This is a genomic window from Bradyrhizobium ottawaense, assembly GCF_900099825.1.
Lineage (GTDB): Bacteria > Pseudomonadota > Alphaproteobacteria > Rhizobiales > Xanthobacteraceae > Bradyrhizobium > Bradyrhizobium ottawaense_A.
Window position 1 is genome coordinate 2,950,603 of the sequence record NZ_LT629693.1, and the last position, 24,642, is coordinate 2,975,244.

At 64.9% G+C, this 24,642-nt stretch carries 27 protein-coding genes; 10 read left to right on the forward strand and 17 right to left on the reverse strand.

The annotated features are described in order from the left end of the window. Positions 1–5: 5 nt before the first annotated feature. From BLR13_RS13740 to ftsE, 3 genes are all read right to left on the reverse strand, one after another. The gene (locus BLR13_RS13740; protein WP_074823164.1) at positions 6–722 is read right to left on the reverse strand and encodes a YdcF family protein; all 717 of its coding nucleotides are present in this window, start codon (positions 720–722) and stop codon (positions 6–8) included. A gap of 113 nt (positions 723–835) precedes the next feature. Continuing rightward, positions 836–1,807, reverse strand: a complete 972-nt coding sequence (locus BLR13_RS13745; RefSeq protein WP_074823161.1) for a cell division protein FtsX — start codon at positions 1,805–1,807, stop codon at positions 836–838. A 24-nt stretch (positions 1,808–1,831) separates the two neighbouring features. Then, positions 1,832–2,491 carry a cell division ATP-binding protein FtsE gene (gene ftsE, locus BLR13_RS13750; RefSeq protein WP_074831559.1) on the reverse strand — a complete coding sequence of 220 codons (660 nt, stop codon included), beginning with the start codon at positions 2,489–2,491 and terminating at the stop codon, positions 1,832–1,834. Between the two features lie 180 nt (positions 2,492–2,671). Here ftsE and BLR13_RS13755 point away from each other — a divergent pair, with 180 nt between their 5' ends. Beyond that, the gene (locus BLR13_RS13755) at positions 2,672–3,571 is read left to right on the forward strand and encodes an MJ0042-type zinc finger domain-containing protein (RefSeq protein ID WP_074823158.1); all 900 of its coding nucleotides are present in this window, start codon (positions 2,672–2,674) and stop codon (positions 3,569–3,571) included. Positions 3,572–3,610: 39 nt separating this feature from the next. After that, positions 3,611–3,985 carry a response regulator gene (locus BLR13_RS13760; RefSeq protein ID WP_074823156.1) on the forward strand — a complete coding sequence of 125 codons (375 nt, stop codon included), beginning with the start codon at positions 3,611–3,613 and terminating at the stop codon, positions 3,983–3,985. Between the two features lie 130 nt (positions 3,986–4,115). Here the strand turns inward: BLR13_RS13760 and BLR13_RS13765 are convergent, their stop codons facing one another. Then, entirely contained in the window at positions 4,116–6,713 is a 2,598-nt protein-coding gene (locus BLR13_RS13765; RefSeq protein WP_074823153.1) for a TIGR02302 family protein, read from the reverse strand. A gap of 168 nt (positions 6,714–6,881) precedes the next feature. Here BLR13_RS13765 and BLR13_RS13770 point away from each other — a divergent pair, with 168 nt between their 5' ends. Both BLR13_RS13770 and BLR13_RS13775 read left to right on the forward strand, forming a co-directional pair. After that, positions 6,882–7,262, forward strand: coding sequence for a carboxymuconolactone decarboxylase family protein (locus BLR13_RS13770; RefSeq protein ID WP_074823150.1), 381 nt, complete (start codon positions 6,882–6,884; stop codon positions 7,260–7,262). A 129-nt stretch (positions 7,263–7,391) separates the two neighbouring features. Continuing rightward, entirely contained in the window at positions 7,392–8,300 is a 909-nt protein-coding gene (locus BLR13_RS13775; protein WP_074823147.1) for an NAD(P)-dependent oxidoreductase, read from the forward strand. A 276-nt stretch (positions 8,301–8,576) separates the two neighbouring features. On the opposite strand, the gene BLR13_RS13780 is transcribed toward BLR13_RS13775, so the two are convergent. Further along, positions 8,577–8,954 carry a hypothetical protein gene (locus BLR13_RS13780; RefSeq protein ID WP_074823143.1) on the reverse strand — a complete coding sequence of 126 codons (378 nt, stop codon included), beginning with the start codon at positions 8,952–8,954 and terminating at the stop codon, positions 8,577–8,579. Between the two features lie 153 nt (positions 8,955–9,107). On the opposite strand from BLR13_RS13780, the gene BLR13_RS13785 reads away from it, so the two are divergent. Continuing rightward, positions 9,108–9,320: a hypothetical protein gene (locus BLR13_RS13785; RefSeq protein WP_074823140.1), complete on the forward strand. Its 213-nt coding sequence runs from the start codon at positions 9,108–9,110 to the stop codon at positions 9,318–9,320. Between the two features lie 113 nt (positions 9,321–9,433). Here the strand turns inward: BLR13_RS13785 and lysA are convergent, their stop codons facing one another. The 3 genes from lysA to argH form a co-directional block, all read right to left on the reverse strand. Continuing rightward, positions 9,434–10,699, reverse strand: coding sequence for a diaminopimelate decarboxylase (gene lysA, locus BLR13_RS13790; protein ID WP_074823137.1), 1,266 nt, complete (start codon positions 10,697–10,699; stop codon positions 9,434–9,436). Positions 10,700–10,768: 69 nt separating this feature from the next. Then, on the reverse strand, positions 10,769–11,041 hold the full coding sequence (gene lptM, locus BLR13_RS13795) for an LPS translocon maturation chaperone LptM (protein ID WP_074831558.1): 273 nt from the start codon (positions 11,039–11,041) through the stop codon (positions 10,769–10,771). A gap of 102 nt (positions 11,042–11,143) precedes the next feature. Next, positions 11,144–12,541, reverse strand: a complete 1,398-nt coding sequence (gene argH / locus BLR13_RS13800; protein ID WP_074823134.1) for an argininosuccinate lyase — start codon at positions 12,539–12,541, stop codon at positions 11,144–11,146. A gap of 108 nt (positions 12,542–12,649) precedes the next feature. Here argH and tlpA point away from each other — a divergent pair, with 108 nt between their 5' ends. Further along, positions 12,650–13,339: a thiol:disulfide interchange protein TlpA gene (gene tlpA, locus BLR13_RS13805; RefSeq protein WP_074823131.1), complete on the forward strand. Its 690-nt coding sequence runs from the start codon at positions 12,650–12,652 to the stop codon at positions 13,337–13,339. On the opposite strand, the gene BLR13_RS13810 is transcribed toward tlpA, so the two are convergent. From BLR13_RS13810 to BLR13_RS13835, 6 genes are all read right to left on the reverse strand, one after another. After that, the gene (locus BLR13_RS13810; protein ID WP_074823128.1) at positions 13,336–13,533 is read right to left on the reverse strand and encodes a hypothetical protein; all 198 of its coding nucleotides are present in this window, start codon (positions 13,531–13,533) and stop codon (positions 13,336–13,338) included. The two genes, tlpA and BLR13_RS13810, sit on opposite strands and share 4 nt — an antisense overlap. Positions 13,534–13,709: 176 nt before the next feature. Further along, a complete protein-coding gene (locus BLR13_RS13815; RefSeq protein ID WP_074831557.1) occupies positions 13,710–14,591 on the reverse strand; it encodes a 3-hydroxybutyryl-CoA dehydrogenase in 882 nt (293 codons plus the stop codon). 190 nt (positions 14,592–14,781) lie between these two features. Next, complete coding sequence (locus tag BLR13_RS13820; protein WP_074823125.1) at positions 14,782–15,732, reverse strand: electron transfer flavoprotein subunit alpha/FixB family protein; 951 nt, start codon at positions 15,730–15,732, stop codon at positions 14,782–14,784. Next, complete coding sequence (locus BLR13_RS13825) at positions 15,732–16,481, reverse strand: electron transfer flavoprotein subunit beta/FixA family protein (RefSeq protein WP_074823123.1); 750 nt, start codon at positions 16,479–16,481, stop codon at positions 15,732–15,734. Before BLR13_RS13825 ends, BLR13_RS13820 begins: the two co-directional genes overlap by 1 nt. Positions 16,482–16,608: 127 nt before the next feature. Next, complete coding sequence (locus tag BLR13_RS13830; RefSeq protein WP_074823120.1) at positions 16,609–17,181, reverse strand: cob(I)yrinic acid a,c-diamide adenosyltransferase; 573 nt, start codon at positions 17,179–17,181, stop codon at positions 16,609–16,611. A gap of 12 nt (positions 17,182–17,193) precedes the next feature. Continuing rightward, positions 17,194–17,388, reverse strand: coding sequence for a twin transmembrane helix small protein (locus BLR13_RS13835; RefSeq protein ID WP_074823117.1), 195 nt, complete (start codon positions 17,386–17,388; stop codon positions 17,194–17,196). A gap of 169 nt (positions 17,389–17,557) precedes the next feature. Between BLR13_RS13835 and BLR13_RS13840 the strand changes: the two genes are divergently transcribed. Next, on the forward strand, positions 17,558–18,418 hold the full coding sequence (locus BLR13_RS13840) for a YihY/virulence factor BrkB family protein (protein WP_171945050.1): 861 nt from the start codon (positions 17,558–17,560) through the stop codon (positions 18,416–18,418). Here BLR13_RS13840 and BLR13_RS13845 read toward each other — a convergent pair. Together BLR13_RS13845 and gluQRS are read right to left on the reverse strand one after the other, a co-directional pair. After that, positions 18,345–19,637, reverse strand: a complete 1,293-nt coding sequence (locus tag BLR13_RS13845; RefSeq protein ID WP_074823111.1) for an ATP-binding protein — start codon at positions 19,635–19,637, stop codon at positions 18,345–18,347. The genes BLR13_RS13840 and BLR13_RS13845 overlap by 74 nt on opposite strands. A gap of 83 nt (positions 19,638–19,720) precedes the next feature. Next, on the reverse strand, positions 19,721–20,593 hold the full coding sequence (gene gluQRS / locus BLR13_RS13850; RefSeq protein WP_074823108.1) for a tRNA glutamyl-Q(34) synthetase GluQRS: 873 nt from the start codon (positions 20,591–20,593) through the stop codon (positions 19,721–19,723). A gap of 97 nt (positions 20,594–20,690) precedes the next feature. Between gluQRS and BLR13_RS13855 the strand changes: the two genes are divergently transcribed. Continuing rightward, entirely contained in the window at positions 20,691–21,428 is a 738-nt protein-coding gene (locus tag BLR13_RS13855; RefSeq protein ID WP_074831555.1) for a DNA-3-methyladenine glycosylase family protein, read from the forward strand. Here the strand turns inward: BLR13_RS13855 and BLR13_RS13860 are convergent. Further along, positions 21,385–22,272 (reverse strand): LysR family transcriptional regulator, encoded by an 888-nt coding sequence (locus BLR13_RS13860; RefSeq protein ID WP_074831554.1) that lies wholly within the window; start codon positions 22,270–22,272, stop codon positions 21,385–21,387. The two genes, BLR13_RS13855 and BLR13_RS13860, sit on opposite strands and share 44 nt — an antisense overlap. A gap of 155 nt (positions 22,273–22,427) precedes the next feature. Here BLR13_RS13860 and BLR13_RS13865 point away from each other — a divergent pair, with 155 nt between their 5' ends. Continuing rightward, positions 22,428–23,402 (forward strand): NAD(P)H-dependent flavin oxidoreductase, encoded by a 975-nt coding sequence (locus BLR13_RS13865; RefSeq protein WP_074823106.1) that lies wholly within the window; start codon positions 22,428–22,430, stop codon positions 23,400–23,402. Between the two features lie 46 nt (positions 23,403–23,448). After that, a complete protein-coding gene (locus BLR13_RS13870) occupies positions 23,449–24,636 on the forward strand; it encodes an ABC transporter substrate-binding protein (RefSeq protein ID WP_074823102.1) in 1,188 nt (395 codons plus the stop codon). Positions 24,637–24,642 lie beyond the last annotated feature (6 nt).

Below are 24,642 nucleotides of genomic sequence, written 5' to 3' on the forward strand. Positions count from 1 at the left end.
ATCGGTCAATTCGCCTGCGCCGTCGCCGGCCGCTGCGGCGGCGAACCGGTCGGCTGATCCGCCAACTCCGGCACCAGGTCGATACCGAGGCCGGCCAGCCGCACGCGCAATTCCACGGCAACGTACTTCGCGTATTCCGACAGCAGCAAGCGGAACGTAGCACCACTGGTCCACCACGGCTCGTCGCGCCATTTGTCGCCGACCACCGCGAACGGAATCAGCGTGATGTCAGGCATCGCATGCGATATTTCAGCGATGGCGCGCGGCATGTGGTAGTTCGACGTCACCACGATCAGCGACTTGAAACCGCGCTCGCGGGCCCAGCGCCGCGTCTCGGCGGCGTTGCTGCGCGTGTTGATGGCGGAGCGGTCGAGGTCGACGCAGCAGCCGAGCAGCGACTGGTTGTCGGGCAGCGAGCGGGAAATATCGCTGGCCGCATTGGTCGGGTGCACGCCCGAGATCAGCAGACGCTTGCCGTAACCGCCGGCCAGCAATTCCATCGCATCCGACACCCGCGACGAGCCGCCGGTCAGAACCACGATGCCATCGGCGTTGCGGGCCGGCTGGGTCTCGACGCCGCGCAATTGGGCGAGAAAGGCAACGAACCCCGCGGCCGCGCCGACGAAGACGATGGCGAGCGCCGCGACGACAGCCGCACGCAGCCGGCCGCGCGGCGGCGCGGCCTGCGGTTCAGGCGACCTATCGTCGGGCGGCACGTTCATGCGGTTCTGCTGGTCCTCTCCCCCGCTCAATTCTATCGTGTTTTCGGGCGAAGTGGAGTCTCCCCGGCACATGCTTCAACCGGATTGAATCATCCACTTTTCCAGATCACGCGCTAGTCGATATCATCCAGCGTCGCAAACAGCGTGCGCCGCGAGGCCCAGGCGGTAATCGCGGCGATCAGCACGGCCTGCGCCGCCAGCGCCAGATAGCCTGACGGGCGCAGCGAAAACGTCCCCAGCAATGCGGCGAACTGGTCGCCGACCGGGGTGCCGGAAAACCAGCCGGCGATCGATTCGGAGAAGCCGAACCCCAGCATCGCGGCGCCGCCGCCGATCAGGCCGCCTTCAAGCCCGAGCCTGAGAAAGTGCCGCAGGAAGCGGTTGGCGATGTAGGTGTCGCCGGCGCCGACGAAATGCAGCACCTCGACGATCGGACGGTTCGCCGCCATGGCGCCGCGGGTCGCAAACGAAACCGAAATGATGGTGGCAATGATCACCAAAGCGAGAATGCCGATGCCGGCGAACACGGTGGCGCCGGTCATCGAGCGCATGCGCTCGATCCAGGCGCGGTGATCGTCGACGCTGGCCGATGGCGCCACCTGCGTCATCCGGCCGCGCAGCGCGGCAAGGTCGAGCACTGCGCCGGGCTGGACGCGCGCGACGATGACGCGCGGCACCGGCAACTGGTCGATCGACAATCCGCTGCCGAGCCACGGCTCCAGCAGTTTCGCCGACTCGTCCTTGGTGAACGGCCTGACCTGGACGATGTTGGCTTGCGTACGCATCGCCTCGGCGGCTGCCGCCGTGTCGCGATCGAGATCGCGGCCGGCAGCCGGGCGTACCTGCACGGTGATTTCGCTGGCGACTTCCGACTGCCACTCGGCGGCCGAGGCGCTCACCAGCAACACGGCGCCTGTGGTGATGGAGGCGAGGAAGGTCATGATGGCGACGACCGCGACGAGCGCGCGGCCCGAGATCGAGGCCCGCGGCACGATCGGCGACATGTTGCGCGCCTGCGCTGAGACCCGCGGGCGTTCGTGCCCGAGATCCACCAGCGGGACATGCTCTTCGCCAATTCTAGCCATCAATTTGCCTAGCCATCAATAAGCCTACTCATAGATATGCAGCCGTCCCTGATGCAGCACCAGCCGCCGCGCCTCGTACTGGTCCATCAGCGTGATGTCGTGGGTCGCGATGATGACGGCGGTGCCCGACTTGTTCAGTTCGATGAACAGCCGCAGCAGGCGCCGGCCCAAGGTCGGATCGACGCTGCCGGTCGGCTCGTCGGCCAGCAACAGTTGTGGCCGCGAGATCACCGCGCGCGCGATCGCCGCGCGTTGTTTCTCGCCGCCCGACAGGATCGGCGGCAGCGCATCCATGCGCTCGCCGAGGCCGACCCATTTCAAAAGATCGATCACCTCGCGGCGGTAACTGGATTCGTCGCGGCCCATCACCCGGAACGGCAGCGCCACGTTCTCATAGGTCGTCATGTGGTCGAGCAGGCGAAAATCCTGCAGCACGATGCCGATGCGCTTGCGCAAATCGGCGATCTGCTCCTTGCCGAGCAGTGAGACGTCGTGGCCGAACAGGTTGACCAGGCCCCGCGTCGGCCGCATCGACAGGAACAGCAGCCGCAGCAGCGAGGTCTTGCCGGCGCCCGAGGGGCCGGTGAGGAACTGGAAGGAATGAGCCGGGATCAGGAACGACAGGTCGCGCAGAATCTCCGGGCCGAGCCCGTACCGCAAACCGACATTTTCGAACCGAACCACGCTCAGCTCCGCTCGATATGAACCGTGGCCGGAAACCCCGGATTTGAACCTGAACTTCGGGCCCGCCGGCCGCAGATGGAAGCCCCGTCCGGACAAAACGGTTTTGCGGCCGTTATGGTTTCCGATTCGTTAACGGTCGCTCTGTAGCATCCGGGCAAAGACACTGTGGAAACGGGCTCCATGCACATCGTTTGCCCCCATTGTACAACATCCTACGCCATCAATCCGAGCACCCTTGGGGCTTCCGGACGTACGGTGCGCTGTTCCCGCTGCAAGGAGACCTGGCTGGCCAGGCCCGAGGACGCGGTCGAGATGGCGGTCGCAGCCCCCATGGCATCGCGCCAGGCGGCCGAAAACGATGCCGCCGCCGAATGGGACGCGATGGCGCGCGAGGAAAGTGGCCAAGAAACTGGTCAGGACACCGGTCACGACACGCCCGTGGTCGACAGCCCCTCGATTTCCGCCGACTGGCCGGCCGAGGGCGAAGGCGCCCCCCAAAGCGGTGATTCCGACTGGCCGACCATCGCCCGTCTGGATGCCGAAGGCCATGAGGACATCCCGATCACCAGCCATCGCGAGCGGCTGGCCAAGCTCTTCAAGTTCAAGCTGCCCGCCCTGCCCCGCATTCCCTTCATGCCCGCGGTCGGCCTGCCGACTGCCTGTGCGGCGATGGGCGCGCTGCTGCTGGCGCTGGTGATCTGGCGCGCCGACATCGTCCGCCTGCTGCCGCAGACCGCGACCTTCTACCGGATGGTCGGGCTGGAGGTGAACCTGCGCGGACTGGCGTTCAAGGACATCAAGATCACCAACGAAACCGTCGAAGGCAAACCGGTGCTGGTCATCGAAGGCATGATCGTCGGCCAGACCGGCAAGCCGGTCGAACTGCCGCGGCTGCGCTTTTCCGTCCGCGACGAGCAGGGCGCCGAGATCTACGCCTGGAACGCCGTGCTCGAACAGCCGGTGCTGAAACCGGGCGAACGGGCTTATTTCAAGTCGCGGCTGGCCTCGCCGCCGCCCGAAGGCCGCAATATCGATGTACGTTTCTTCAACAAGCGGGATCTGGCCGGCGGCCACGCCTGAGCCCGATCCAGCGACCCGCTCGCGAATGAGCCGAAAGCAATGCCGCGGATATTGATCGCCGACGACGAGGATTCGATGCGCACGCTGGTGGCGCGCGCGATCGCCATGGATGGCCATGAAACCATCACCGCGGAAGACGGCGCCGAAGCGCTCGAACTGCTGACCCGCGAGGGCGGCGCGTTCGACCTGCTGCTGACCGACATCCAGATGCCGGTCATGGACGGCATCGCGCTGGCGCTGGCGGCGGCGCGCGATTTTCCGGACCTGAAGATTTTGTTGATGACGGGGTTTGCCGACCAGCGCGAACGCGCCTCCGGCCTCAATGCGATCGTGCACGACGTGGTGACGAAGCCGTTCTCGGTGGCGGACATCCGCACCGCGGTGGCGGATGCGCTGGCGGCGCGGAAGGTGTAGCGCACTCCGCTCGTCGTCCCCCGCGAAGGCGGGGGATCCAGTACGCCGCAGCCTCTCGATTCTACCGCTGACGCCCCTGGAATACTGGGTCACCCGCCTTCGCGGGCGATGACAGCGGTATGCTGGGCTTTCAATAATCCTTCAGCAGCCGCTCGATGTAATCGAGCTCGATCTGCGGGCGGGACGGGTCGGCGAGACGGCGGCGCAGTTCTTCCAGGATCCGGCGCACCCGCTGGACGTCGATTTCGCCGGGAATCTTCACCGAAAAATCATCCGAAAATTCATTGTGGCGCATCGGGCGGCCGAGCGGGTCGGTGCCGTTCTGCGCGCCCTGCTGCCGGCCCTTGGCGTTGCCCGGGGCGTCGCCGGGCTGGTCGCCATCGCCCTGCTGCATCGCTTCGGCGAGACTCTGCGCCCCCTTGCGCAGCGCTTCCAGCGCCCTGCCTTGCGAATCCACCGCGCCGTCGGCATTGCCCTCGCCGAGCCGGCCGCTGGCGTCGCCCATCGCGGAATCGGCCTGGTCGAGACCATCCTCGCCGTCGCCGGGCTCGCCGCCTTGCTGACCTTCTTGTCCCTGTTGACCCTTCTCGCCGCGCTGGGCCGGGCCCATGCCGCGCTTGGCCAGTTCTTCCTGCAGCTTCTTGAGCCGGTCGCGCAGGCCCTGCTGGTCCTGCTGCAGGTCGCCCATGCTCTGGTCGCCCTGCTTGCCACGCATGCGGTCGCGCCGGGAATCCTGGCCCTGCTTGAAGGTCTTGTCGCGCAACTGCTGCTGCTTGCGGATCATGTCGCCGAGTTCGTTCAGCGCCTGCTCCATGTCGCCGTCGCCGGACTGGCCGGGCTGCGCCATCTGCAGGTTTTCCAGCATCTGCTGCAACTGCTCGAGCAATTGCTTGGCGGCATCCTTGTCGCCAGAGCGCGACATCCGCTCCAGCCGGTCGAGCATGCTCTTGAGATCCTGCTGGCTCAGCATTTTGGTGTTGGGATCGAGCGGCCGGGCCAGTTGCTGCGGATTGTTGCGCATCTGTTCGGCGAGCTGGCGCAGGAAATTATCCAGTGCGGCGCGCAGATTGTCCGTCAGCTTCTTGATTTCCTCGTCGCTGGCGCCGCGCTCCAGCGCTTGCTTGAGCGCCTCCTGCGCCGCGCGCAGCGCCTTGTCGACATCGCTGATGTTGCCGTCCTCGATGGTGACGGCGAGCGCCCAGATGCTGGCGACAACCTCGCGCAAGGCGGCATCGGTGCGCGCGGCTTCCAGTTGCCGCGCGACGCTGTAGAGGCCGAGGTAATGGCCGGTTTCCGGCGTGAACAGTTCCGGCGCGATCATCAGCGCGTCGAGCGCCGCGTAGACCTGCGAATTCTGGTTGGCGTCGAGCGCCAGGATGCGGCGCTGCTCGATCAGCGCCCGCGCCAGCGGTTTTGTAAATAGCCGCTCCGGCAGGCGCATGTTGAAGGGCTCGCTCCTGCCTTCGTTGCCGGCCTCGTCTTTCGCGGTCAATGTCAGCGTCACGTCGGCGCCGGCATAGGGATCTTCGCTGAGATCCTTGACGGTCTGGCCGACGCCGTTGCGGGTGCGCGCGTTCGGCAGCACCAGCGGAAACGACGGCGCCTCGAACAGCGGCCGCGGCTCGGCCGCCTTGGTATCGTTAGCCTTGGCATCGTTAGCCACGGGCCGGCCGGATTCAGTTGCCTCGGTGCGGCGGGCGGCGAACTGGGCGCGCGCTTCGGTGACGCCGTAATCGTCCTCGAGCTTGTAGGACATCTGCAGCGAGCCGCGGGCCTGGCGCTCCGGATCCTTGACGAGCGAAATCGTCGGCGCCCGGTCGGGCGTCGCGATGAATTTCCATTGCGGCTGGCCGGCCGGCGCGCGGACATGCGCGGTGCCGTCGCCGGTAATCTTGAAATGGCGCTCGTTGGTGCCCTGCGGCGCCGCTTCGCCTGGCGCGATCTCGGTCACGCTGCCGCCGACCACGACGTCGATGGTGCCGCCGCTGGAGCGCACCAAGAGCGTACTGCCTGCCGGAACCGACAACGGCCCGCCATCGGGCGCGCCGGCATCGCGGTTGGCCGCGGAAAGGATGATCGGGGGTTTGCTGGTATAGACCGGCGGCGTCACCCAGGCGTCGACCCGGACATTGGCCGGCGCCAGCACGCCGTTCCAGTCGAACGCCGCGGCCACCCGCATCGTGCGCTCGTCGCCGGCGGCGACACAGGACGCCACCAGCATCACCATGACCAGCGCGCGCAGCGCCCAGGGATCGTGGATCGCCAGCCGCGGGGAAGGCAGGCCGGCGCGGATGCGCTTCAGCGAGGCCAGCGTGCGTTCGCGCTGCGCCTGCCATAAAGCCTGCGCGATCGGGTCTTTGGTCGCCAGCGTGTCGGTCAGCGCGGTCGCCGGACGGTGCCGGATGCCGGTGCTGCGGTCGAGCCGGGCCAGTGCGGCCTCGCGGGTCGGCCAGCGGAATCGAATGAGCGGCAGCAGCGCGCCCAGCGCCAGCACGACGAACAGGGCAATGCCGATGGCGCGCGCCAGGAACGGCAGCGCCAGCCACAATCCGGTCCAGGACACCACCAGGAACAGTCCGACCACGCTCAGGAACCGGGCGAGACCCGGCCAGGCGCGCTCCCACGCGATCGCATAGGTGGCCCGTTGCAGGGCCTGCGTCAGCTGAAGCCGCGCGACAGCATCCGGCTCGCGCGCGGGCTGTGAGGGGTCGGGGGTGGCACCGTTCAAAAAACTCTCCGGGTTGCCGGCAAATCACCCTAGCACGGCGGCGGCATTGAGGCATCCCGCTTCAAGGGGGTTCCCACACCCGGAAATACGCATAACACGAAGGCGTGACTGCCGGGCCCGCAGCCCGTAACGTCCGCCGCCAACCGTAAAAATACCTGAGGAAACGTCATGGACAAGAAGACCTACGAAAAGGGCCTCGAAGTACGCAAGGCCGTGCTGGGCGAGGCCTATGTCAACAACGCCCTGAAGAACGTCGACGACTTCAACCGTCCGTTTCAGGAAATGCTCACCGAATATTGCTGGGGCGCGGTGTGGGGCCGCGACGAGTTGCCGCGCAAGACCCGCAGCATGCTCAACCTCGCCATGATCTCGATTCTCAACCGGCCGCACGAATTGCGGACCCATATCAAGGGCGCGCTGACCAACGGCGTCACCCGCGACGAGATCCGCGAGATCTTCATGCAGGTCGCGATCTATGCCGGCGCGCCCGCCGGCGTCGACAGTTTCCGCATCGCCCGTGAAGTATTCGCCGAACTCGACAAGGCCTGAGGGCTTTCCACCAGCTCACCGTAATTTCAATCCGTCATTGCGAGCGAAGCGAAGCAATCCATCTCGCCGCGTCAAGAAGAGTGGATTGCTTCGCTGCGCTCGCAATGACGAAATCAAGGAAAGACCACCATGGAAATCGGATTTATCGGCCTCGGCAAAATGGGTTTTCCGATGGCGCGCCGCCTGATCGAGGCGAAGCATCAGCTCACCGTGTTCGATACGCGCAAAGAGGCCGTCGACAAACTGGTCGCACTCGGCGCGCAGGCGGCCTCCTCGCCGAAGGACATCGCCGACCGCTGCGAGACTGTTCTCGCCAGCCTGCCGTCGCTGCAGGCCTCGCTTGAGGTTGCGACCGGCACCGGCGGCGTGAGCGATGGCAAGCGCGTCAAGCGCTTCATCGATCTCTCCACCGTCGGCTCGCACATGGCTACGAAGATTCACGGCCTGCTGGCGAAGAAGAACATCGTCCAGCTCGACAGCCCCGTAAGCGGCGGTGTCGGCGGCGCCGAGAAGGGAACGCTGGCGGTGATGGTCTCGGGCCCGCGCGCCGATTTCGAGATTGCCAAGCCCGCGCTCGACGTCATCGGAAAAGTGTTCTTCATCGGCGAAAAGCCGGGCTCGGCGCAGACCATGAAGCTCGCCAACAATTTCCTGTCGGCGACCGCGATGGTGGCGACCTCGGAAGCCGTGGTGATGGGCGTCAAGTCCGGGCTCGATCCCGCCGTCATGATCGACGTCATCAACTCCGGATCGGGGCTCAATACCGCCAGCCGCGACAAGTTTCCGCGCGCGGTGCTGCCGCGCACCTTCGATTTCGGCTTTGCCACCGGCTTGATGGTGAAGGACGTCCGGCTGGCGCTGGAAGAAATGAAATCGCTGGGCCTGTCGATGGAGGTCGCGGAAGCGGTCGGAAGACTCTGGGAAGTGGTGATCCGCGACCAGGGCGCGGACAGCGATTTCACCGAAGCAATCAAGCCAATCGAGAAAGCGGCGGGCGTGATTGTCGGAGGATCGAAGGGCCCTCACGCGGCGAAGTGACCGAACAGGCAGGATTGATAGAGCGCAGCGATACCCATCAACTTGCATTCGTGATGGGTTTCGCGAGAACTCAACCGATCCCTGCGGTCAGGTGATGTTCGCTGCCGGGGCTACACGGAACTCTACCGTACAAGAGGGTCCGCCACGACAATCGCAAAGCCCGCTTCGGTAAGCGCTGAAACGATGCACTTTGCGATGTGCTTGGCCACTTCCGGATCAATTCGCGGGTCAGGATCGTCCTTGAGACAATCGCAAATTGCGGTAGCGATCGTTGAATTAACCTGATGCTGATCTGTCATGTGATGCGTCCCCGGCTAAAGTCTGGAGCGGATCCCGTCGAGGCGTTGAGCCGGCATACCTGTCAACGAAGTCTCTCAAATGCTCGGGCACCGGCAAGCCATCCATATCGGATTGGCTTTGAATTTCCGCCGCAACGTCTCGCGACACGTCCGCGGTCCAATGCTCAAGGGTATTGAAGGCGACAATACGGATGGGACAGTTGAACTGACCCGACAAGAGGTCCCTGATGACGGCCTCAAGATCGGCTCGCTCGAATTCCGTCTCTCTGCCTGCGCCCAGGCTGTCCACGACAACGTAGGCGGTTTCATCGGCGCCATAAGGCACGACTGGACCTGATCGGCTGGCTTCGGGCATGACCGGGCTCCTATCCTGGGAACCTGGACTCAAGCCGATCGAGGCTTTCGGGTTCCACCGTCTGCCAGATTTTCCCGACGGCAAAAACTGATATCATCCCTTGGTAAAACTGCGCGGAAGGGATGCGACTACGGCCGGCGGGGGAGTTGTAACATGACCAAGCTCGATGAGCGGACGATTGCAAACATGGAAGTCGCGCTGGAAAAAGCCTGCCGCCGCTTTCCCAATGGTGGCGACCACGCAAGTCGCAAATACGTCGCCGTCAAACTGATGCTCAGCGCCAGGAGGGGAAACACCACCCTCGGCGGATTGGACGTTGTCGCGCATCGGGCGCTGGAGGAATTCTCGAAACAGAAATCGACGTAATGGCGTGAAGGGATTTTCCCGCATGCCTCGTCGCGCCGGTCGAGCGAAGCGCGAGCCGCTATCATCCCCACCCCCGTGCGCCATTGCGCACCAGGCGGGGACGACGGCTCAATTCACAGCCACGGCGCCGGTCGATCCATCGCGATCAGTTCCTCGACCTCGATGCGCGGACGAACGACCGCGAATTGGTCATCCTTGACCAAGACTTCCGGCACCAGCGCGCGGGTGTTGTAGCTGCCGGACTGCACTGCGCCGTAGGCGCCCGCCGTCATGATCGCAATCAGATCGCCGGCCTTGGGCTCGGGCAGTTGGCGGTCGAGCGCGAGGTAGTCGCCGGTTTCGCACACCGGCCCGACCACATCGGCGGTGATCATGCGCGCACCCTTCGCAGCCTCGCGAACCGGGAGGATGTCGTGATGCGCCTCGTACAGCGTGGGGCGGATCAGATCGTTCATCGCGGCATCGATGATGACGAAGTTCTTGGCCTCGCCCGGCTTCACATAGATGACGCGCGCAACGAGGATGCCGGCATTGCCGACGATCATCCGGCCCGGCTCGAACATCAGCGTGCAGCCGAGATTATGCGTCACCCGCTTGACCATCGCGGCATAGGCCGACGGCAGCGGCGGCGCTTCGCGGTCCATGTGATAGGGAATGCCGAGCCCGCCGCCGAAATCGATATGCGCGATGTTGTGGCCGTCGGCGCGCAGCGTCCGGACGAATTCGGACAGAATCCGGAACGCGGTTTCCATCTTGGAGAGATCGGTGATCTGGCTGCCGATATGCATGTCGGTGCCGGTCACCTCGATCCCCGGCAGCTTGGCCGCGCGGGCATAGACCTCGCGGGCACGCGCAATGGGAACGCCGAACTTGTTCTCGGACTTGCCGGTGGCGATCTTGGCGTGGGTGCCGGCGTCGACATCGGGATTGACGCGCACCGAAATCCGCGCGGTCTTGCCGGTCTCGACCGCGAGCTTCGACAGCAGTTCGAGTTCGGGCTCGGACTCGACATTGATGCAGAGAATATCGTTGGCCAGCGCCGCGCGCAGCTCGGCTTCGGTCTTGCCGACGCCGGAGAACAGGATCTTGTTCGGCGGAATTCCCGCCGCCAGCGCCCGCTTCAGCTCGCCGCCGGACACTACGTCGGCGCCGGCGCCGAGTTTCGCCAGCGTGCGCAGCACCGACTGGTTGGAGTTGGCCTTCATGGCGTAGCAGACCAGCGTCTTCTCGCCGGCAAAGGCCTCGGTGAAGACCCGGTAGTGGCGCTCCAGCGTCGCCGTCGAATAACAATAGAACGGCGTGCCGACGGCCTCCGCGAGCTCGATGAGATTGACCGCCTCGGCGTGCAGCACGCCGTTGCGATAGTCGAAGTGGTTCATGGCAGGTGTTCCGTCGCGACGCCAAGCCGCGGATAGACCGTGGCGAAAATCAAATCAACCGCGCCCGGCTCAGTTGCCGAGCAGCGGGTCCAGAATAAACGGTTTCTTGCGACCCTTCGCAGCCGCAGGACCGGTCTCGGACCCATAGGTCGAATTGAAGACGCCGGGTTGCGCGGCGCGCTCGGTCTCGCTGTCCGCGGTCGCAGGCGCGGCCGCCAGCGGCGGCGCGTTCGGCGGCAGGTCGAGGCCGGCCTTGCGTCCGCAGCCGCCCAGCGCGAGCGCGGTCACGCTCAGCAGGATGATGGCCCATCCCGACGATGTCGGCCGGTAGTTACTGATCACGACGAATTCCCCAATGCGCGGGCGCACCATACAAAGATTGGCGCAGTCTGGCGAGACCCGAAGGCTCCCGGATAACCATGAAATTGCAGCGAAATTTTTGCCTCAGCCCAATTTTCGCTCTTTTTCCAGTCGCTTCAGCCAGGCTTTCGCCTGCGCCGTCACGTTCTTCGGTGCGGTGCCGCCATAGCTGGTCCGGCTCTTGACCGAGGCTTCCACCGACAGCACGCGCAGCGCTTCCGCCGTGATCTTGGGCTCGACCTCCTGCATCGCCTTCAGCGGCAGTTCATGCAGGGCCACGCCCTGCTTCGACGCCAGCCCGACGATACGCCCGGTGACGTGGTGGGCGTCGCGGAACGGCATTTTCAGCGTCCGCACCAGCCAGTCGGCGAGGTCGGTGGCGGTGGCATAGCCCTCGCCGGCCGCCGCCTTCATCCGCGCCTCGTCGGGCACGAGGTCGATCACCATGCCGGTCATCGCCCGGATCGCCAGCGACAACGCGGAAAACGCTTCCATCGCGCCCTGCTTGTCTTCCTGCATGTCCTTTTGATAGGCGAGCGGCAGCCCCTTCATCACGATCAGCAGCCCGGTCAGCGCGCCGATCACCCGGCCGGTCTTGGCGCGCACCAGCTCGGCGGCGTCAGGGTTGCGCTTTTGCGGCATGATCGAGGAGCCGGTGGTGAATTTGTCGGACAGCCGCACCAATCCGACCAGCGGCGAGGTCCAGATCACGATCTCCTCGGCGAAGCGCGACATGTGCACGGCCGCGATCGACGCCGCCGACAGCGTTTCGAGCACGAAGTCGCGATCGGATACCGCATCGAGCGAATTGGCCATCGGCCGGTCGAAACCAAGCGCCTTGGCGGTCGCGGCACGATCGATCGGAAACGAGGTGCCGGCCAGCGCCGCAGCCCCGAGCGGCGATTCGTTCAAACGCTTGCGCGCATCGGCAAACCGGCCGCGGTCGCGCGCGGCCATCTCGACATAGGCCAAGAGATGATGGCCGAACGTCACCGGTTGCGCGGTCTGCAGGTGGGTGAAGCCCGGCATGACCGTGCCGGCATGTTCCAGCGCCCGCTCCACCAGCGCATGCTGGAACGCCGCCAGGGCCGCGTCGGTCTGGTCGATGGTGTCGCGCACAAACAGACGGAAATCGGTCGCCACCTGATCGTTGCGCGACCGCGCGGTGTGCAGCCGTCCCGCGGCGGGGCCGATCAGGTCGGTCAGCCGGCTCTCGACATTCATGTGAATGTCCTCGAGCGCGCGCTTGAACTCGAACGATCCGTTGCCGATTTCTGACAAAATCGTGTCTAGACCCTTGCCGATATTTTTCGCATCACTCGCGGTGATAATGCCTTGCGCTGACAGCATCGCGGCATGGGCCTTGGACGCGGCGATGTCCTGGGCATAGAGGTGTCGATCAACGTCGATCGAGACATTGATTTCCTCCATGATTGCATCGGGACGCTCGGTGAACCGGCCGCCCCACATCTTGTTGCTCATGACTTCCCGTGCCCTGTCGTCTAAAGCCTTGATTATCGTCGAACCCAGCGAAACGCCGTGCCGGTTTCATTCGTAATATGGGCACTGCATAGCCGTATCTGACACAGGATGACAAACGATATGCCCGATTTGCCCACCCCCCGCCCGGCCGCCTCGCGCCGGATCCCGCTCGCCATCGGCGCGGTCGCGGTCGGGGCACTGATCGGTTTTGCCGCGGTCTACGGCTTCGGCGCCTTCAAACGCGGCCCGGCCGGCGATTCCGCCTGCAACGGGGCCGTCGACCTCGCCCGCAAGATCGCGCCGCTGGCGCAGGGTGAAGTGGCGGCGCTGACCATGGCAACCACCCCGCTGCGGCTGCCCGACCTCGCCTTCGAGGATGCCGACGGCAAGCCCAAAAAGCTGTCGGACTGGCGCGGCAAGACGGTGCTGGTGAACCTGTGGGCGACCTGGTGCGTGCCCTGCCGCAAGGAAATGCCGGCGCTGGACAGCCTGCAGACCAAGCTCGGGGGCAAGGATTTCGAGGTGGTCGCCATCAACATCGACACCCGCGACGCCGAAAAGCCGAAAAACTTCCTGAAAGACGGCAACCTGGCCGGACTCAGCTATTTCAGCGACCAGAAAGCCAAGGTTTTTCAGGATCTTAAGAACATAGGCAAGGCGCTGGGGATGCCGACCTCGGTGCTGGTCGACGGCCAGGGCTGCGAGATCGCCAACATTGCCGGTCCGGCCGAATGGGCCAGCGACGACGCCATCAAGCTGATCAAGGCCGCCGTGCAGCCGGCCAAGGCGGGGTTTTAGGCCGTAATATTGAGGTTGCCGCCAACACCGGCACCAAGATTGGCCGTGGAAGGCGAGGCTTGGCCGCCGAGCAGGGTCTGAACCGCGAACTTTTCGGCGTCCGAGTTGGACTTCATGATCGAAGTCGCGACCTGCATCTGCGTGTTGCCCGCCTGCATGGCGAGCATGCTCGATACCATTGCCATCATATCCATACGCAGAACTCCCGAACGCGGGGGAGACCCTAGCGCGAGGGGGTTAATGAATTCTGGAAATGGACGCGCGACGCGGCGCGCTCAATCGTCATACGCGGGCTGGACCCGCGTATCCATCAATCTTCGTAAAAGCATCTTTGCAGATGGATTGCCGGGTCAAGCCCGGCAATGACAATCTACCTTGTCGGGACCGGCTTGTCGCCGCGGTAGTCGTAGAAGCCGCGTTGGCTCTTGCGGCCGAGCCAGCCGGCCTCGACGTATTTCACCAGCAGCGGGCACGGCCGGTACTTGGAATCCGCCAGCCCCTCGTGCAGCACCTGCATGATCGACAGACAGGTATCGAGCCCGATGAAATCGGCCAGTTCCAGCGGCCCCATCGGATGGTGCGCGCCGAGCTTCATCGCCGCGTCGATCGCCTCGACATTGCCGACGCCTTCATAGAGCGTGTAGATCGCCTCGTTGATCATCGGCAGCAGGATGCGGTTGACGATGAAGGCCGGGAAATCCTCGGATACCGCGATCTGCTTGCCGAGCTTGGTGACGAAGGCCTTGGCCGCATCGAAGGTCTCGTCGTCGGTGGCGATGCCGCGGATCAGTTCGACCAGCTCCATCAGCGGCACCGGATTCATGAAATGAATGCCGATGAAGCGCTCGGGCCGATCGGTCGAGGCGGCAAGCCGCGTGATCGAGATCGACGATGAGTTGGAGGCGACGATCGCTTCCGGCTTCAGCACCGCGCAGAGATCGTGGAAGATCTTGCGCTTGATTTCTTCCTTTTCGACCGCGGTCTCGATCACGAGATCGCAGTCCGCCAATTCGTCGAGCGACTCTGCGGAAACAATCCGGTCCAGCGCCTGCTTGCGCGCGTCCTCGGTGATGAGCTTCTTCGAAACCTGGCGCGACAGGTTGCCGTTGATGGTCGCCATCGCCGATTTCAGCCGGTCGGCGGATAGATCGTTCAGCACCACATGGTAACCGGCCAGCGCCGCCACATGCGCAATACCGTTGCCCATCTGGCCCGAGCCGATCACGCCGACCTTCTTGATTGTCACCGCCATCTTGCCATCCACCGGAACGGCGCGCAGTCAGCGCCTGTTCATCTCTGAATCCCGTTTCCGATATAATCAGAATCGAGACTTCAGTCCCACCTTTGGCGCGTTTTCTTCACGCAAAGGCGGTATCCGCTTCGCTTGAAAACGCCCTGAAACAAACCGGCCGGACGTTTTCACATCCGGCCGGTCCCGTCCGTTACTTGCCGAGCTTGCCGAGTTCTTCGGTCAGTTCGGGAACCGCCTGATAGAGGTCCGCGACCAGGCCGTAATCGGCAACCTGGAAAATCGGCGCGTCCTCATCCTTGTTGATCGCGACGATCACCTTGGAATCCTTCATGCCGGCCAGATGCTGGATCGCGCCGGAGATACCGATCGCGATGTACAGTTCCGGCGCCACCACCTTGCCGGTCTGGCCGACCTGCCAGTCGTTCGGCGCGTAGCCGGCATCGACGGCGGCGCGCGAGGCGCCGACGCCGGCGCCGAGCTTGTCGGCGAGCGGCTCGATATATTTGGCAAAGTTCTCGCGGCTCTGCATGGCGCGGCCGCCGGAGACGATGATCTTCGCCGAGGTCAGTTCGGGACGGTCGCTCTTGGCGACTTCCTCGCCGACAAAGCTGGAGAGGCCGGGATCGGCCGCGGATGCGGCGTTCTCGACCGACGCGCTGCCGCCTTCACCTGCCGCGGCAAAGGTCGAGGTCCGTACCGTGATGACCTTCTTGGCGTCCTTTGACTTCACGGTCTGGATCGCGTTGCCGGCATAGATCGGGCGCTCGAAGGTATCGGGCGCAACCACCTTGATGATTTCGGAGACCTGCATGACGTCGAGCAGGGCCGCGACGCGCGGCATCACGTTCTTGAAGCGCGAGGTCGCAGGCGCAACAAAGGCGTCGTAACCGGGGGCAAGTGCCACGATCAGCGCGGCCAGCGGCTCGGCGAGGTCGTGGGCATAGGCTTCGCTCTCGGCGACCAGCACCTTGGTGACGCCGGCGAGCTTCGCCGCGGCTTCGGCCGCAGCCTTGGTGCCCTGACCGCCACCGGCGACCAGCACGTGAACCTCGGCACCCAGCTGGGTGGCCGCGGTCAGCGCCTTGTTGGTGGAGTCCTTGAGGACCTCGTGTTCGTGTTCGGCAATCAACAGCGTGGTCATCAGAGAACCCCGGCTTCGGTCTTGAGCTTCGAAATCAGTTCGGCGACGTCCTTGACCTTGACGCCTCCCTTGCGGCCGGGCGGTTCCGATGTCTTGAGCACTTCGAGATGCGGCGTGAGGTCGACGCCGTAATCGGATGCGCTCTTGTCGTCGATCGGCTTCTTCTTCGCCTTCATGATGTTGGGCAGCGAGGCGTAGCGCGGCTCGTTCAATCGCAAGTCAGTCGTTACGATGGAAGGCCCCTTCAGTTTCACGGTCTGCAGGCCGCCGTCGACTTCGCGCGTCACCTTGAAATCGGAACCGTCGACTTCGAGCTTTGAGGCGAAGGTCGCCTGCGACCAGCCGAGCAGGGCTGCCAGCATCTGGCCGGTCTGGTTAGAGTCGTCGTCGATCGCCTGCTTGCCGAGAATGATCAGGCCGGGCTTTTCAGCGTCGGCGATGGCTTTCAGAATCTTCGCAACCGCCAGCGGTTCGACATTGCCTTCGGCCTTGACCAGGATGCCGCGGTCGGCGCCCATCGCAAGACCGGTCCGGATGGTTTCCGAGGCCTGCGCCGGGCCGATCGACACCACGACCACCTCGGTCGCCTTGCCGGCTTCCTTCAGCCGCAGGGCTTCCTCGACGGCGATTTCGTCGAACGGATTCATCGACATCTTCACGTTGGCGAGTTCCACGCCCGTTCCGTCGCTCTTGACGCGGACCTTGACGTTGTAATCGACCACCCGCTTTACCGGCACAAGAACCTTCATCGATCCTCTTTCGCTTGAATTCTGGGGTTTGATTGGCTTGGGCGCGGAACCTAAAGGTCCCGCTACCGGTGGTCAACGCGCGAAAGCCAAAAATCGGCCCTGCAATGCCCCGAAGCCGATAGGTATTTTAACGATTCTGACCGGGCACCCACAGCACGTCGCCGGCCCCATTGTCGTTCACGGCGCGGCTTGCCACGAACAGGAAATCCGACAGGCGGTTGATATATTGTATGGCAGCCTCGCTGACCGGCTCGGCCGGATTGGCGGCCAGTTCCACCATGATCCGCTCCGCCCGGCGACATATGGTGCGGGCGAGATGCAGGTATGCCGCGGCGGGGGTGCCGCCCGGCAGAATAAAGGACGTCAGCGGCGCCAGCTTTGCGTTGAGGCTGTCGATGTCGCGCTCGAGCCGCTCGACTTGGCTCGTCAGCACCCGCAGCCGTTCCGCCTTGCCGTCGCGCTGCGGCACCGCGAGGTCGGCGCCGAGATCGAACAGATCGTTCTGGATCAGGCTCAGCATGGTATCGAGTTCGGGCGCACCGGCCAGATGCAGCCGCACCACGCCGATCGCGGCATTGGTCTCGTCCACGGTGCCATAGGCTGAGATGCGCAGATCGAATTTCGGCCGCCGCTCGCCGCTGCCAAGCGCCGTGGTGCCGTCGTCGCCGGTTTTGGTATAGATGCGGTTGAGCACGACCATCGGCCCGTTCCCCTATTTGCCCATCGCCCAGACGGCGATCATGGTGATGACGATGGCGACGAACTGCAACAAGACCCGTAACCGCATCAGTTGCTGCGACCGGTTCGGCGAGCCGCCCCGCATCATGTTGATGAGGCCGAGCAGCAGCACGATGGCGACAGCCGCAACGGCAATGGGGAGGACAATCGAACTCAGAAAGGATGCCATTGGCGCTACATAACACCGTGCCGGGCGGACTGCTACACGTTCACGTCAGGCTCAACGATCTGGCTTTTAACCCAATAATATCAGAAGCTAGCCGGATTCCCGGGCGGAACCGTCGTCCGCAAGCGCAAGGTGAGATGTGAGGCAGATACGCTACGTCTACCACGTCGTGATGGATGCGTTTTACACCTTCCTTGCCGACGACGGCTGGGCGATCGCGAGCCATATCGCGCTGTCGACGCTGATGGCGCTGTTTCCGTTCCTGATCGTGCTGACCTCGCTGGCCGGCTTTTTCGGCTCCAAGGAACTGGCCGACCAGGCGGTCAGCCTGTTGCTGGAGGTGTGGCCCAAGCAGGTCGCCGATTCGCTGTCGAGCGAAATCCACGACGTCCTGACCACCACGCGCGGCGACATCCTGACCATCGGCGCCGTGCTCGCGGTCTACTTTGCCTCCAACGGCGTCGAAGCGCTGCGGGTGGCGCTGAACCGCGCCTATTCCGTGATCGAGCCGCGGCGCTGGTACTGGCTGCGGCTGGAGTCGATCGGCTACACGCTGGTGGCGGCCTTCACCTCGCTGGCGATGGCGTTCCTGATCGTGCTCGGGCCCTTGATGCTGGAAGCGGCGCGGCGCCACATTCCGTTCTTCGTCGAGACCAACGAGCACTTCCTCAATGTCAGCCGCTACGGCATCACCATTTCGGCGCTGATCGTGGCGCTGTTCATCCTGCACGCCTGGCTGCCGGCGGGGCGCAGAGGGTTTCTGCAGATCCTGCCCGGCATCATCTTCACCCTGGCGGCGTCACTGGTGTCGGGCATCGTGTTCGGCCAGTACCTGGCGCGGTTCGCCAACAACTACGTCACGATGTATGCCGGCCTCGCATCGGTCATCATCGCGCTGGTGTTTCTGTATTTCATCGCCGCGATCTTCGTCTATGGCGGCGAGTTGAATGCGGCGATCATCAAGTCGCGGCTGCCGCACGGCGTATCGCTTCAAGCAGCGCAGTCGCTAGCGCACGTGGAGACACAGGCTTGACCAGGAAGGCGTCGGCGCCGGCATCGCGCGACGCCGCCTCGTCGTCGCCGCGGCCGGACACGCCGATAACAGCGATGCGGCCGTGGGGCGGCTCCAGCGCCCGAATCCGCCGGATCGCCTCGATGCCGTCGATGCCGGGCAGCACCATGTCCATCAGCACGGCGTCGAATGCGCCCTGCGCGATCCGCTCCGGTGCGGCTTCGCCGCGGCCGATGAATTCGGTCTGATGGCCGAGTTCGGTCAGGATGGCGTTGAGCACGACGCGGCCGAACGGATTGTCCTCGACGCTGAGCAGTTTGAGCGGCCGCTGGCCGGGCATCGACAGCTCGCCATCGGTACCGCCGCCGCCGGCTGTCCTGGAAGCCCGGGCGCGCGTCAGCGTCACCGCCAGCGTGAAGGTGGTCCCGCCGCCGCGCCGCGCCGCGACCATGATGTCGCCGCCCATCGCGCGGGCGATCTGCTTGACCGACGCCAGCCCGAGCCCGGCGCCGCCGAAACGCGAAGCAATGCTGACATTGGCCTGCGAGAACGGCCGGAACAGCCGCTTGACCTCGTTGAGCGTGAGCCCGATGCCGCTGTCCGATATCGCGAAGGCGACACCGACCTTGCCCGCGGCAGCCCGCAGCGGCGTCGCGGTAAGCTCAATGGCGCCCTGCTCGGTGAACTTGGCCGCGTTGTCGATCAGGTTTTCCAGCGCCGCGCGCAGCCGGACGGGATCGCCGACCACGAACGCCGGCAGTTTTTCGGAAATCTCGACGGACCATTGCAGCCCCTTGGCCGCCGCCCGTCCCGCCAGCGAATCGCCGGCGTTGCGCGCGAGCGCCGGGAGGTCGAACAGATCCTGGCGTACCCCGGCGCCCCGGCTTCGTGCCGCATCGACGAACAGGGTCGCCAGGCTCGACAGATGTTCGGCGCCGGCCTTGATGGTATCGGCCCAGCGCCGCTCGCGCTCGTCGAGGTCGGATGTCGCCAGCAGATTGCTGATGGCCAGAATGCCGGTCAGCGGCGTGCGGACCTCATGGGCAAATGCCGCCAGCGCGGCTTCGACCATGTCCGGTCCCGAGACGGCCGCGGGCTTGCGACGTGGCTTGGCTGGCAGTTTCCTGGCCAGCAGTTTCTTGGTCGGCAGCTTCTTGGCCGCCCGCTTTTTGGCGCGCTTCTTCGCCGGCCGCCTTTTGGTCGCCCCTGTCAAACGCCGTGAGCGTGGTTTTGCCGCCATGGTCCCGTATCCCCGTGGTGCCAGCATGCCATGTCACCGCCGCGCGAGTCACGGGCGGGTTTGCGGTTACCACAGCCGGCAAACTAAGGCAGTTGCGCCATCCGCCGGATGTCCGCCGGGGTTGCCCCGGCCGCGCGCAGTTCGCGCAACGCCATGGCCCCGGTCGATTTCGAGAGCTTTTGCCCCGCAGCATCCGTCATCAGTGGGTGGTGACGGTAGAGCGGTTGCGGCAATCCCAGCAGCGATTGCAGCAGCCGGTGCACGCTGGTCGACCAGAACAGGTCCCTGCCCCGCACCACATCGGTGACGCCCTGCAGGGCGTCGTCGATCACGACCGACAGGTGATAGCTGGTCGGCGTCTCCTTGCGCGCCAGGATGACGTCGCCCCAGTCCTCCGGGCGGGCGGTGACGGCCCCTTGCTCGCCATCGGGGCCTTCGCCGTGCTCGGTCCAGACGAGATGCTTTGCCTGCGCGCAGGCCGCTGCCATGTCGAGCCGCAGCGCGTAAGGGGCGCCGGATGAGATCAGGCGCTCGCGCTCCTCCGGCGCGAGTTGTTTCGCGACCCCCGGATAGAGCGGCGCTCCGTCGGGATCGCGCGGCCACGGTGCACCGGCTTCCTTCTGCGCGACCAGCCGGGCAATTTCCGTTCGGCTCTCGAAACTCGGATAGATGAGACCCTCGGCCTGCAATCGCTCGACCGCGTCGCGATAACGCGCCAGCTGCTCGGACTGCCGCCGCACCGGCGTTTCCCAGGATAGTCCGAGCCAGGCGAGATCCTCATAGATTGCGGCCTCGAATTCCGGCCGGCAGCGCGTCGTGTCGATATCCTCGATGCGCAGCAGGAACCTCCCGCCGGTTTCGCGCGCCAGGTCGAAGTTCAGCAATGCCGAACGGGCGTGACCGAGATGGAGGTAGCCGTTCGGGCTCGGCGCAAATCGGAAAACGGGTGGCGGCATCTGGCAACACTCGTCACGAACCAAGACTCTGTTACGATAGGAGATGGATGCGCGGGTCAAGCCCACGCATGAGCAGACGGGCGAGCCGACCTATTCAATGACCATCCATCTCAACACCCAGGACGACCTCGAAGACGCCATCGGCAAGCTGGTCGCGCAGGACACGCGACTGAAGCCGATCCTCGACCTCACGGGCATGCCGGCGCTGCGGCAGCGCGAGCCGGGGTTTGCGGGTTTGGCGCACATCGTCTGCGGCCAGCAGGTGTCGACCGCGAGCGCCGCGGCGATCTGGGCCCGGCTCTCGGCGGCATTCGACCCGTTCGATCATTCAGCCATCCGCAAGGCCCGCACCGACCGCCTCGGACGGCTCGGCCTGTCCGGGGCCAAGATCAAGACGCTGAAGAACATCGCGCGCGAACTTCACCTTGAGCGTCTGAACCTCGACGTGCTGGCGGAAGAGGACGCCGACGCCGCGCACAACACGCTGACGGCGCTGCACGGCATCGGCCCATGGACCGCCGACGTCTATCTGCTGTTTTGCCTCCGTCATGCCGACGCCTGGCCGGCCGGCGATATCGCGGTGCAGGAAGCCATCAAGATCGGGCTCGGTCTGGCGACGCGCCCGACGCCAAAACAGATGGCGCCGCTGGCGGAGCCGTGGCGTCCGCTGCGTGGCGCTGCCGCGCATCTGTGGTGGAGCTACTATCGCGTGTTGAAGAAGCGCGAGGGCGTGCTGGCGGAAAAGACCAGCCCCGCCAAGGTCAGCCCCGCCAAACCTAGCCGCTCCAAGCCTAGCCTCGCAAAGTCACCCGGTCCTCGCGCGCGCAAGCGGTGACGAAGTCGATCACCGCGCGTACCACGGGAAGATCGACCAGGTCCGGATGGGCCAGCAGCCAGAGGTCCGCGACGCTGACGAGTTTTTGCGGCGCAACGCGCACCAGGTCGGGATCGGTGGCGGCGACGAAACAGGACAGCGCCGAGATCCCGAGACCGGCCCGTGCCGCCGCCAGCATGTCGCCCTGCGACGAACAGCGCAGCACCACGGATCCCTGCCGGGTGATGAAATCGCTCCAGCGCGCCAGCCGCTCGTTCGAGGCCCGGTCGGCGAAGCCGATGACGCTGTGCCCCTTCCACTCGTCGCGCCGTTCGGGCAGCGGCCGCCGGGCCGCATAGCCGCGCGAGGCGTAGAAACCGGTGCCGAGACGGCCGATCCTGCGGCCGATCAGGTTCTCCTCGCCGCTGTCGACCGGGCGCAGCACCACGTCGGCCTCGCGACGGCGCACGCTGGCCGGAAACGGATGGGTAATGATCTCGAGCTGAATATGGTCGTGCGCGCGCAAAAACCCCCCGAGCCGCGGCATCAGCCAGTGCGAGGCCAGCGTCGCCCCGATCGACAGCTTGACCACACCGCGGGCCTGCGCGCCGGTCGCCGACACCGCGGCCTCGGCGCGCAACGCCGCCGCCGCCATCGCCTCGACATGCTCGCGAAACTTGCGCCCCTGCGAGGTCAGCGACAGCCCGTCGTTGGAGCGCGCAAACAAGGGGATGCCGAGCTGGTTTTCCAGTTCGGCGACCTTGCGGCCGACCGTCGGATGGCTGGAGCGGAGCTGGCGCGCAGCCGCCGCAAAGCTGCGGGTTTCCGCCACCGCGACGAAGGTCTTGCAGAGGTCCCAGTCCATCGACTTCTCCCGCCGGAACGTGTTCATAGCTGGATAGCCATCTGTTCAATATTGAACAGGGCGGCCCTGTCGTCCAGCGCTATAATGCGCCGCATCAATCAACATGACAGACGCGTTCCGGATGCTCGCGGACCGCGTTCCCAGGGAGAGACCGCATGCCGCTGCCCGCCTCGCTTGTGAATACGCTCGAACTGCCGGTGGTCGGATCGCCGTTGTTCATCGTCTCCGGGCCCGAGCTCGTGATCGCCCAGTGCAAGGCCGGCATCGTCGGCTCGTTCCCGGCACTGAACGCGCGCCCGGTCGAGAAGCTCGGCGAATGGCTCACCCGGATCGAGAACGAGCTCGGCGAATACAAGGCGCTGCACCCGGAAAAGAAGGTCGCGCCCTACGCCGTCAACCAGATCTGTCACGCCTCCAACGACCGGCTGATGAAGGACATGGAGACCTGCGTGAAGCACCAGGTGCCGATCATCATCACCTCGCTGCGCCCGCCGCAGGAAATCGTCGAGGCCGCGCATTCCTATGGCGGCGTCGTGTTCCACGACGTCATCAACGTCAAGCACGCGCGCAAGGCCGCCGAACAGGGCGTCGACGGCCTGATTCTGGTCTGCGCCGGCGCCGGCGGCCATGCCGGCACGCTGTCGCCGTTCGCGCTGGTGCGCGAGGTCAAGCAATGGTTCAAGGGCACCATCCTGCTGTCGGGCGCGATCTCCGACGGCTGGAGCGTGGCCTCCGCGCTCGCGCTCGGCGCCGACCTCGCTTATGTCGGCACCCGCTTCATCGCCACCGCGGAAGCCAACGCCGATCAGGCCTACAAATCAGCGCTGATCGAACACGCCGCGCACGACATCGTCTATTCCAACCTGTTCACCGGCGTGCACGGCAATTATCTCGGACCGTCGATCGTGGCCGCCGGCCTCGATCCCGACAACCTCCCGGTCGCCGACAAGTCGAAGATGAATTTCGGCTCCGGCGGCAACACCAAGTCCAAGGCGTGGCGCGACATCTGGGGCTCGGGCCAGGGTATCGGCCAGATCGCGGACGCACCGCCGGTTTCCGAACTGGTCGAGCGCATGAAGGCCGAGTTCGCCGACGCCAGCGGCGACTTTCTCAAGCGGGCGCGCGCTTAAAATCCGCGCGACCTGCTTTCAATAAAGAACTGATAAAGGGACGGGAATGATAGGACTCTCGCGGCATGTCATAACGGTCGCGTTCGCCTTGCTGGCGAGCGCTGCGGCCAACGCCGAGGACAAGAGCGAAATCCGCATCGGCCAGACGCTGCCCTATAGCGGGCCGCTGTCGGGCTTCGGCATCATCGGGCGGGCGGAGGAGGCCTATTTCGAGAAGGTCAACGCCGAAGGCGGCATCAACGGCCGCAAGATCAAGTTCATCAGCCTCGACGACGCCTATTCGCCGCCCAAGACCGTGGAGCAGACCCGCAAGCTGGTCGAACAGGATGAAGTCCTTGTCATGTTCGGCTCATTGGGAACCGCGACCAACAGCGCCGTGCATCGCTACCTCAACAACAAGAAGGTGCCGCAACTGTTCGTGCTGAGCGGCGCCACCAAATGGGCCGATCCGAAGAGCTTTCCGTGGACCATGCCGGGCATGGCGGCCTACCAGTCCGAGGGCGTGGTCTATGCCAAGCACATCCTGCAGACCAAGCCCGACGCCAAGATCGCCATCCTGTCGCAGAACGACGATTTCGGCCGCGACTATGTCGCCGGCTTCAAGCGTACGCTCGGCGACAAGGCCGCGACCATGATCGTGGCGGACGCCAGCTACGAGACCAGCGCGCCGACCATCAGCTCGCAGATCGCCACGCTGAAGGCCTCCGGCGCCAACGTGATGTTCGGCGTCGTGCTCGGGAAATTCACCTCGCAGATGATCAAGGGCACAGCCGAGATCAACTGGAAGCCCGACCTGTTCTTCGTGCCGGCCTCGGCGTCGTCGATCTCGTTCCTGGAGCCCGCCGGCCTCGAAAACGCCGTCGGCCTGATCTCGTCGGGCAACCAGAAGGACGCGATGGACGTTCAATGGGCCGACGATGCCGGGGTGAAGGCGTACTTTGCCTTCATGAAACAGTATCTGCCGAACGCCGACCTCAACAATTCGAACTATGCCGCCGGCTACGCCTATGCCAGCCTGCTGATGAAGGTACTGACGGCGTGCAAGGACGATATCAGCCGCGACAACATCATGAAGCAGGCGGCCTCGCTGCGCGAGGTACCGCTGCCCTTGCTGCTACCGGGGATGACGGTTTCGACCGATGCCGACGATTATCTGCCGTTCCAGCAATTGAGACTCCGCCGCTTCGACGGCAAGAGCTGGGTCGGCTTCGGCGAAATTCTGGATGACCGCTGAGCAGAG

What these genes read in the sequence shown, in the direction of transcription:
- BLR13_RS13760 (WP_074823156.1), top strand. Translation starts at nt 3,611, where the DNA reads ATGCCGCGGATATTGATCGCCGACGACGAGGATTCGATGCGCACGCTG.
- BLR13_RS13870 (WP_074823102.1), top strand. Translation starts at nt 23,449, where the DNA reads ATGATAGGACTCTCGCGGCATGTCATAACGGTCGCGTTCGCCTTGCTG.
- BLR13_RS13855 (WP_074831555.1), top strand. Translation starts at nt 20,691, where the DNA reads ATGACCATCCATCTCAACACCCAGGACGACCTCGAAGACGCCATCGGC.
- tlpA (WP_074823131.1), top strand. Translation starts at nt 12,650, where the DNA reads ATGACAAACGATATGCCCGATTTGCCCACCCCCCGCCCGGCCGCCTCG.
- BLR13_RS13865 (WP_074823106.1), top strand. Translation starts at nt 22,428, where the DNA reads ATGCCGCTGCCCGCCTCGCTTGTGAATACGCTCGAACTGCCGGTGGTC.
- BLR13_RS13785 (WP_074823140.1), top strand. Translation starts at nt 9,108, where the DNA reads ATGACCAAGCTCGATGAGCGGACGATTGCAAACATGGAAGTCGCGCTG.
- BLR13_RS13835 (WP_074823117.1), bottom strand. Translation starts at nt 17,388, where the DNA reads ATGGCATCCTTTCTGAGTTCGATTGTCCTCCCCATTGCCGTTGCGGCT.
- BLR13_RS13830 (WP_074823120.1), bottom strand. Translation starts at nt 17,181, where the DNA reads ATGGTCGTGCTCAACCGCATCTATACCAAAACCGGCGACGACGGCACC.
- BLR13_RS13770 (WP_074823150.1), top strand. Translation starts at nt 6,882, where the DNA reads ATGGACAAGAAGACCTACGAAAAGGGCCTCGAAGTACGCAAGGCCGTG.
- BLR13_RS13810 (WP_074823128.1), bottom strand. Translation starts at nt 13,533, where the DNA reads ATGGATATGATGGCAATGGTATCGAGCATGCTCGCCATGCAGGCGGGC.
- BLR13_RS13820 (WP_074823125.1), bottom strand. Translation starts at nt 15,732, where the DNA reads ATGACCACGCTGTTGATTGCCGAACACGAACACGAGGTCCTCAAGGAC.
- BLR13_RS13815 (WP_074831557.1), bottom strand. Translation starts at nt 14,591, where the DNA reads ATGGCGGTGACAATCAAGAAGGTCGGCGTGATCGGCTCGGGCCAGATG.
- BLR13_RS13755 (WP_074823158.1), top strand. Translation starts at nt 2,672, where the DNA reads ATGCACATCGTTTGCCCCCATTGTACAACATCCTACGCCATCAATCCG.
- BLR13_RS13840 (WP_171945050.1), top strand. Translation starts at nt 17,558, where the DNA reads ATGGATGCGTTTTACACCTTCCTTGCCGACGACGGCTGGGCGATCGCG.
- lysA (WP_074823137.1), bottom strand. Translation starts at nt 10,699, where the DNA reads ATGAACCACTTCGACTATCGCAACGGCGTGCTGCACGCCGAGGCGGTC.
- BLR13_RS13860 (WP_074831554.1), bottom strand. Translation starts at nt 22,272, where the DNA reads ATGGACTGGGACCTCTGCAAGACCTTCGTCGCGGTGGCGGAAACCCGC.
- BLR13_RS13845 (WP_074823111.1), bottom strand. Translation starts at nt 19,637, where the DNA reads ATGGCGGCAAAACCACGCTCACGGCGTTTGACAGGGGCGACCAAAAGG.
- BLR13_RS13745 (WP_074823161.1), bottom strand. Translation starts at nt 1,807, where the DNA reads ATGGCTAGAATTGGCGAAGAGCATGTCCCGCTGGTGGATCTCGGGCAC.
- gluQRS (WP_074823108.1), bottom strand. Translation starts at nt 20,593, where the DNA reads ATGCCGCCACCCGTTTTCCGATTTGCGCCGAGCCCGAACGGCTACCTC.
- argH (WP_074823134.1), bottom strand. Translation starts at nt 12,541, where the DNA reads ATGAGCAACAAGATGTGGGGCGGCCGGTTCACCGAGCGTCCCGATGCA.
- BLR13_RS13775 (WP_074823147.1), top strand. Translation starts at nt 7,392, where the DNA reads ATGGAAATCGGATTTATCGGCCTCGGCAAAATGGGTTTTCCGATGGCG.
- BLR13_RS13740 (WP_074823164.1), bottom strand. Translation starts at nt 722, where the DNA reads ATGAACGTGCCGCCCGACGATAGGTCGCCTGAACCGCAGGCCGCGCCG.
- BLR13_RS13825 (WP_074823123.1), bottom strand. Translation starts at nt 16,481, where the DNA reads ATGAAGGTTCTTGTGCCGGTAAAGCGGGTGGTCGATTACAACGTCAAG.
- BLR13_RS13780 (WP_074823143.1), bottom strand. Translation starts at nt 8,954, where the DNA reads ATGCCCGAAGCCAGCCGATCAGGTCCAGTCGTGCCTTATGGCGCCGAT.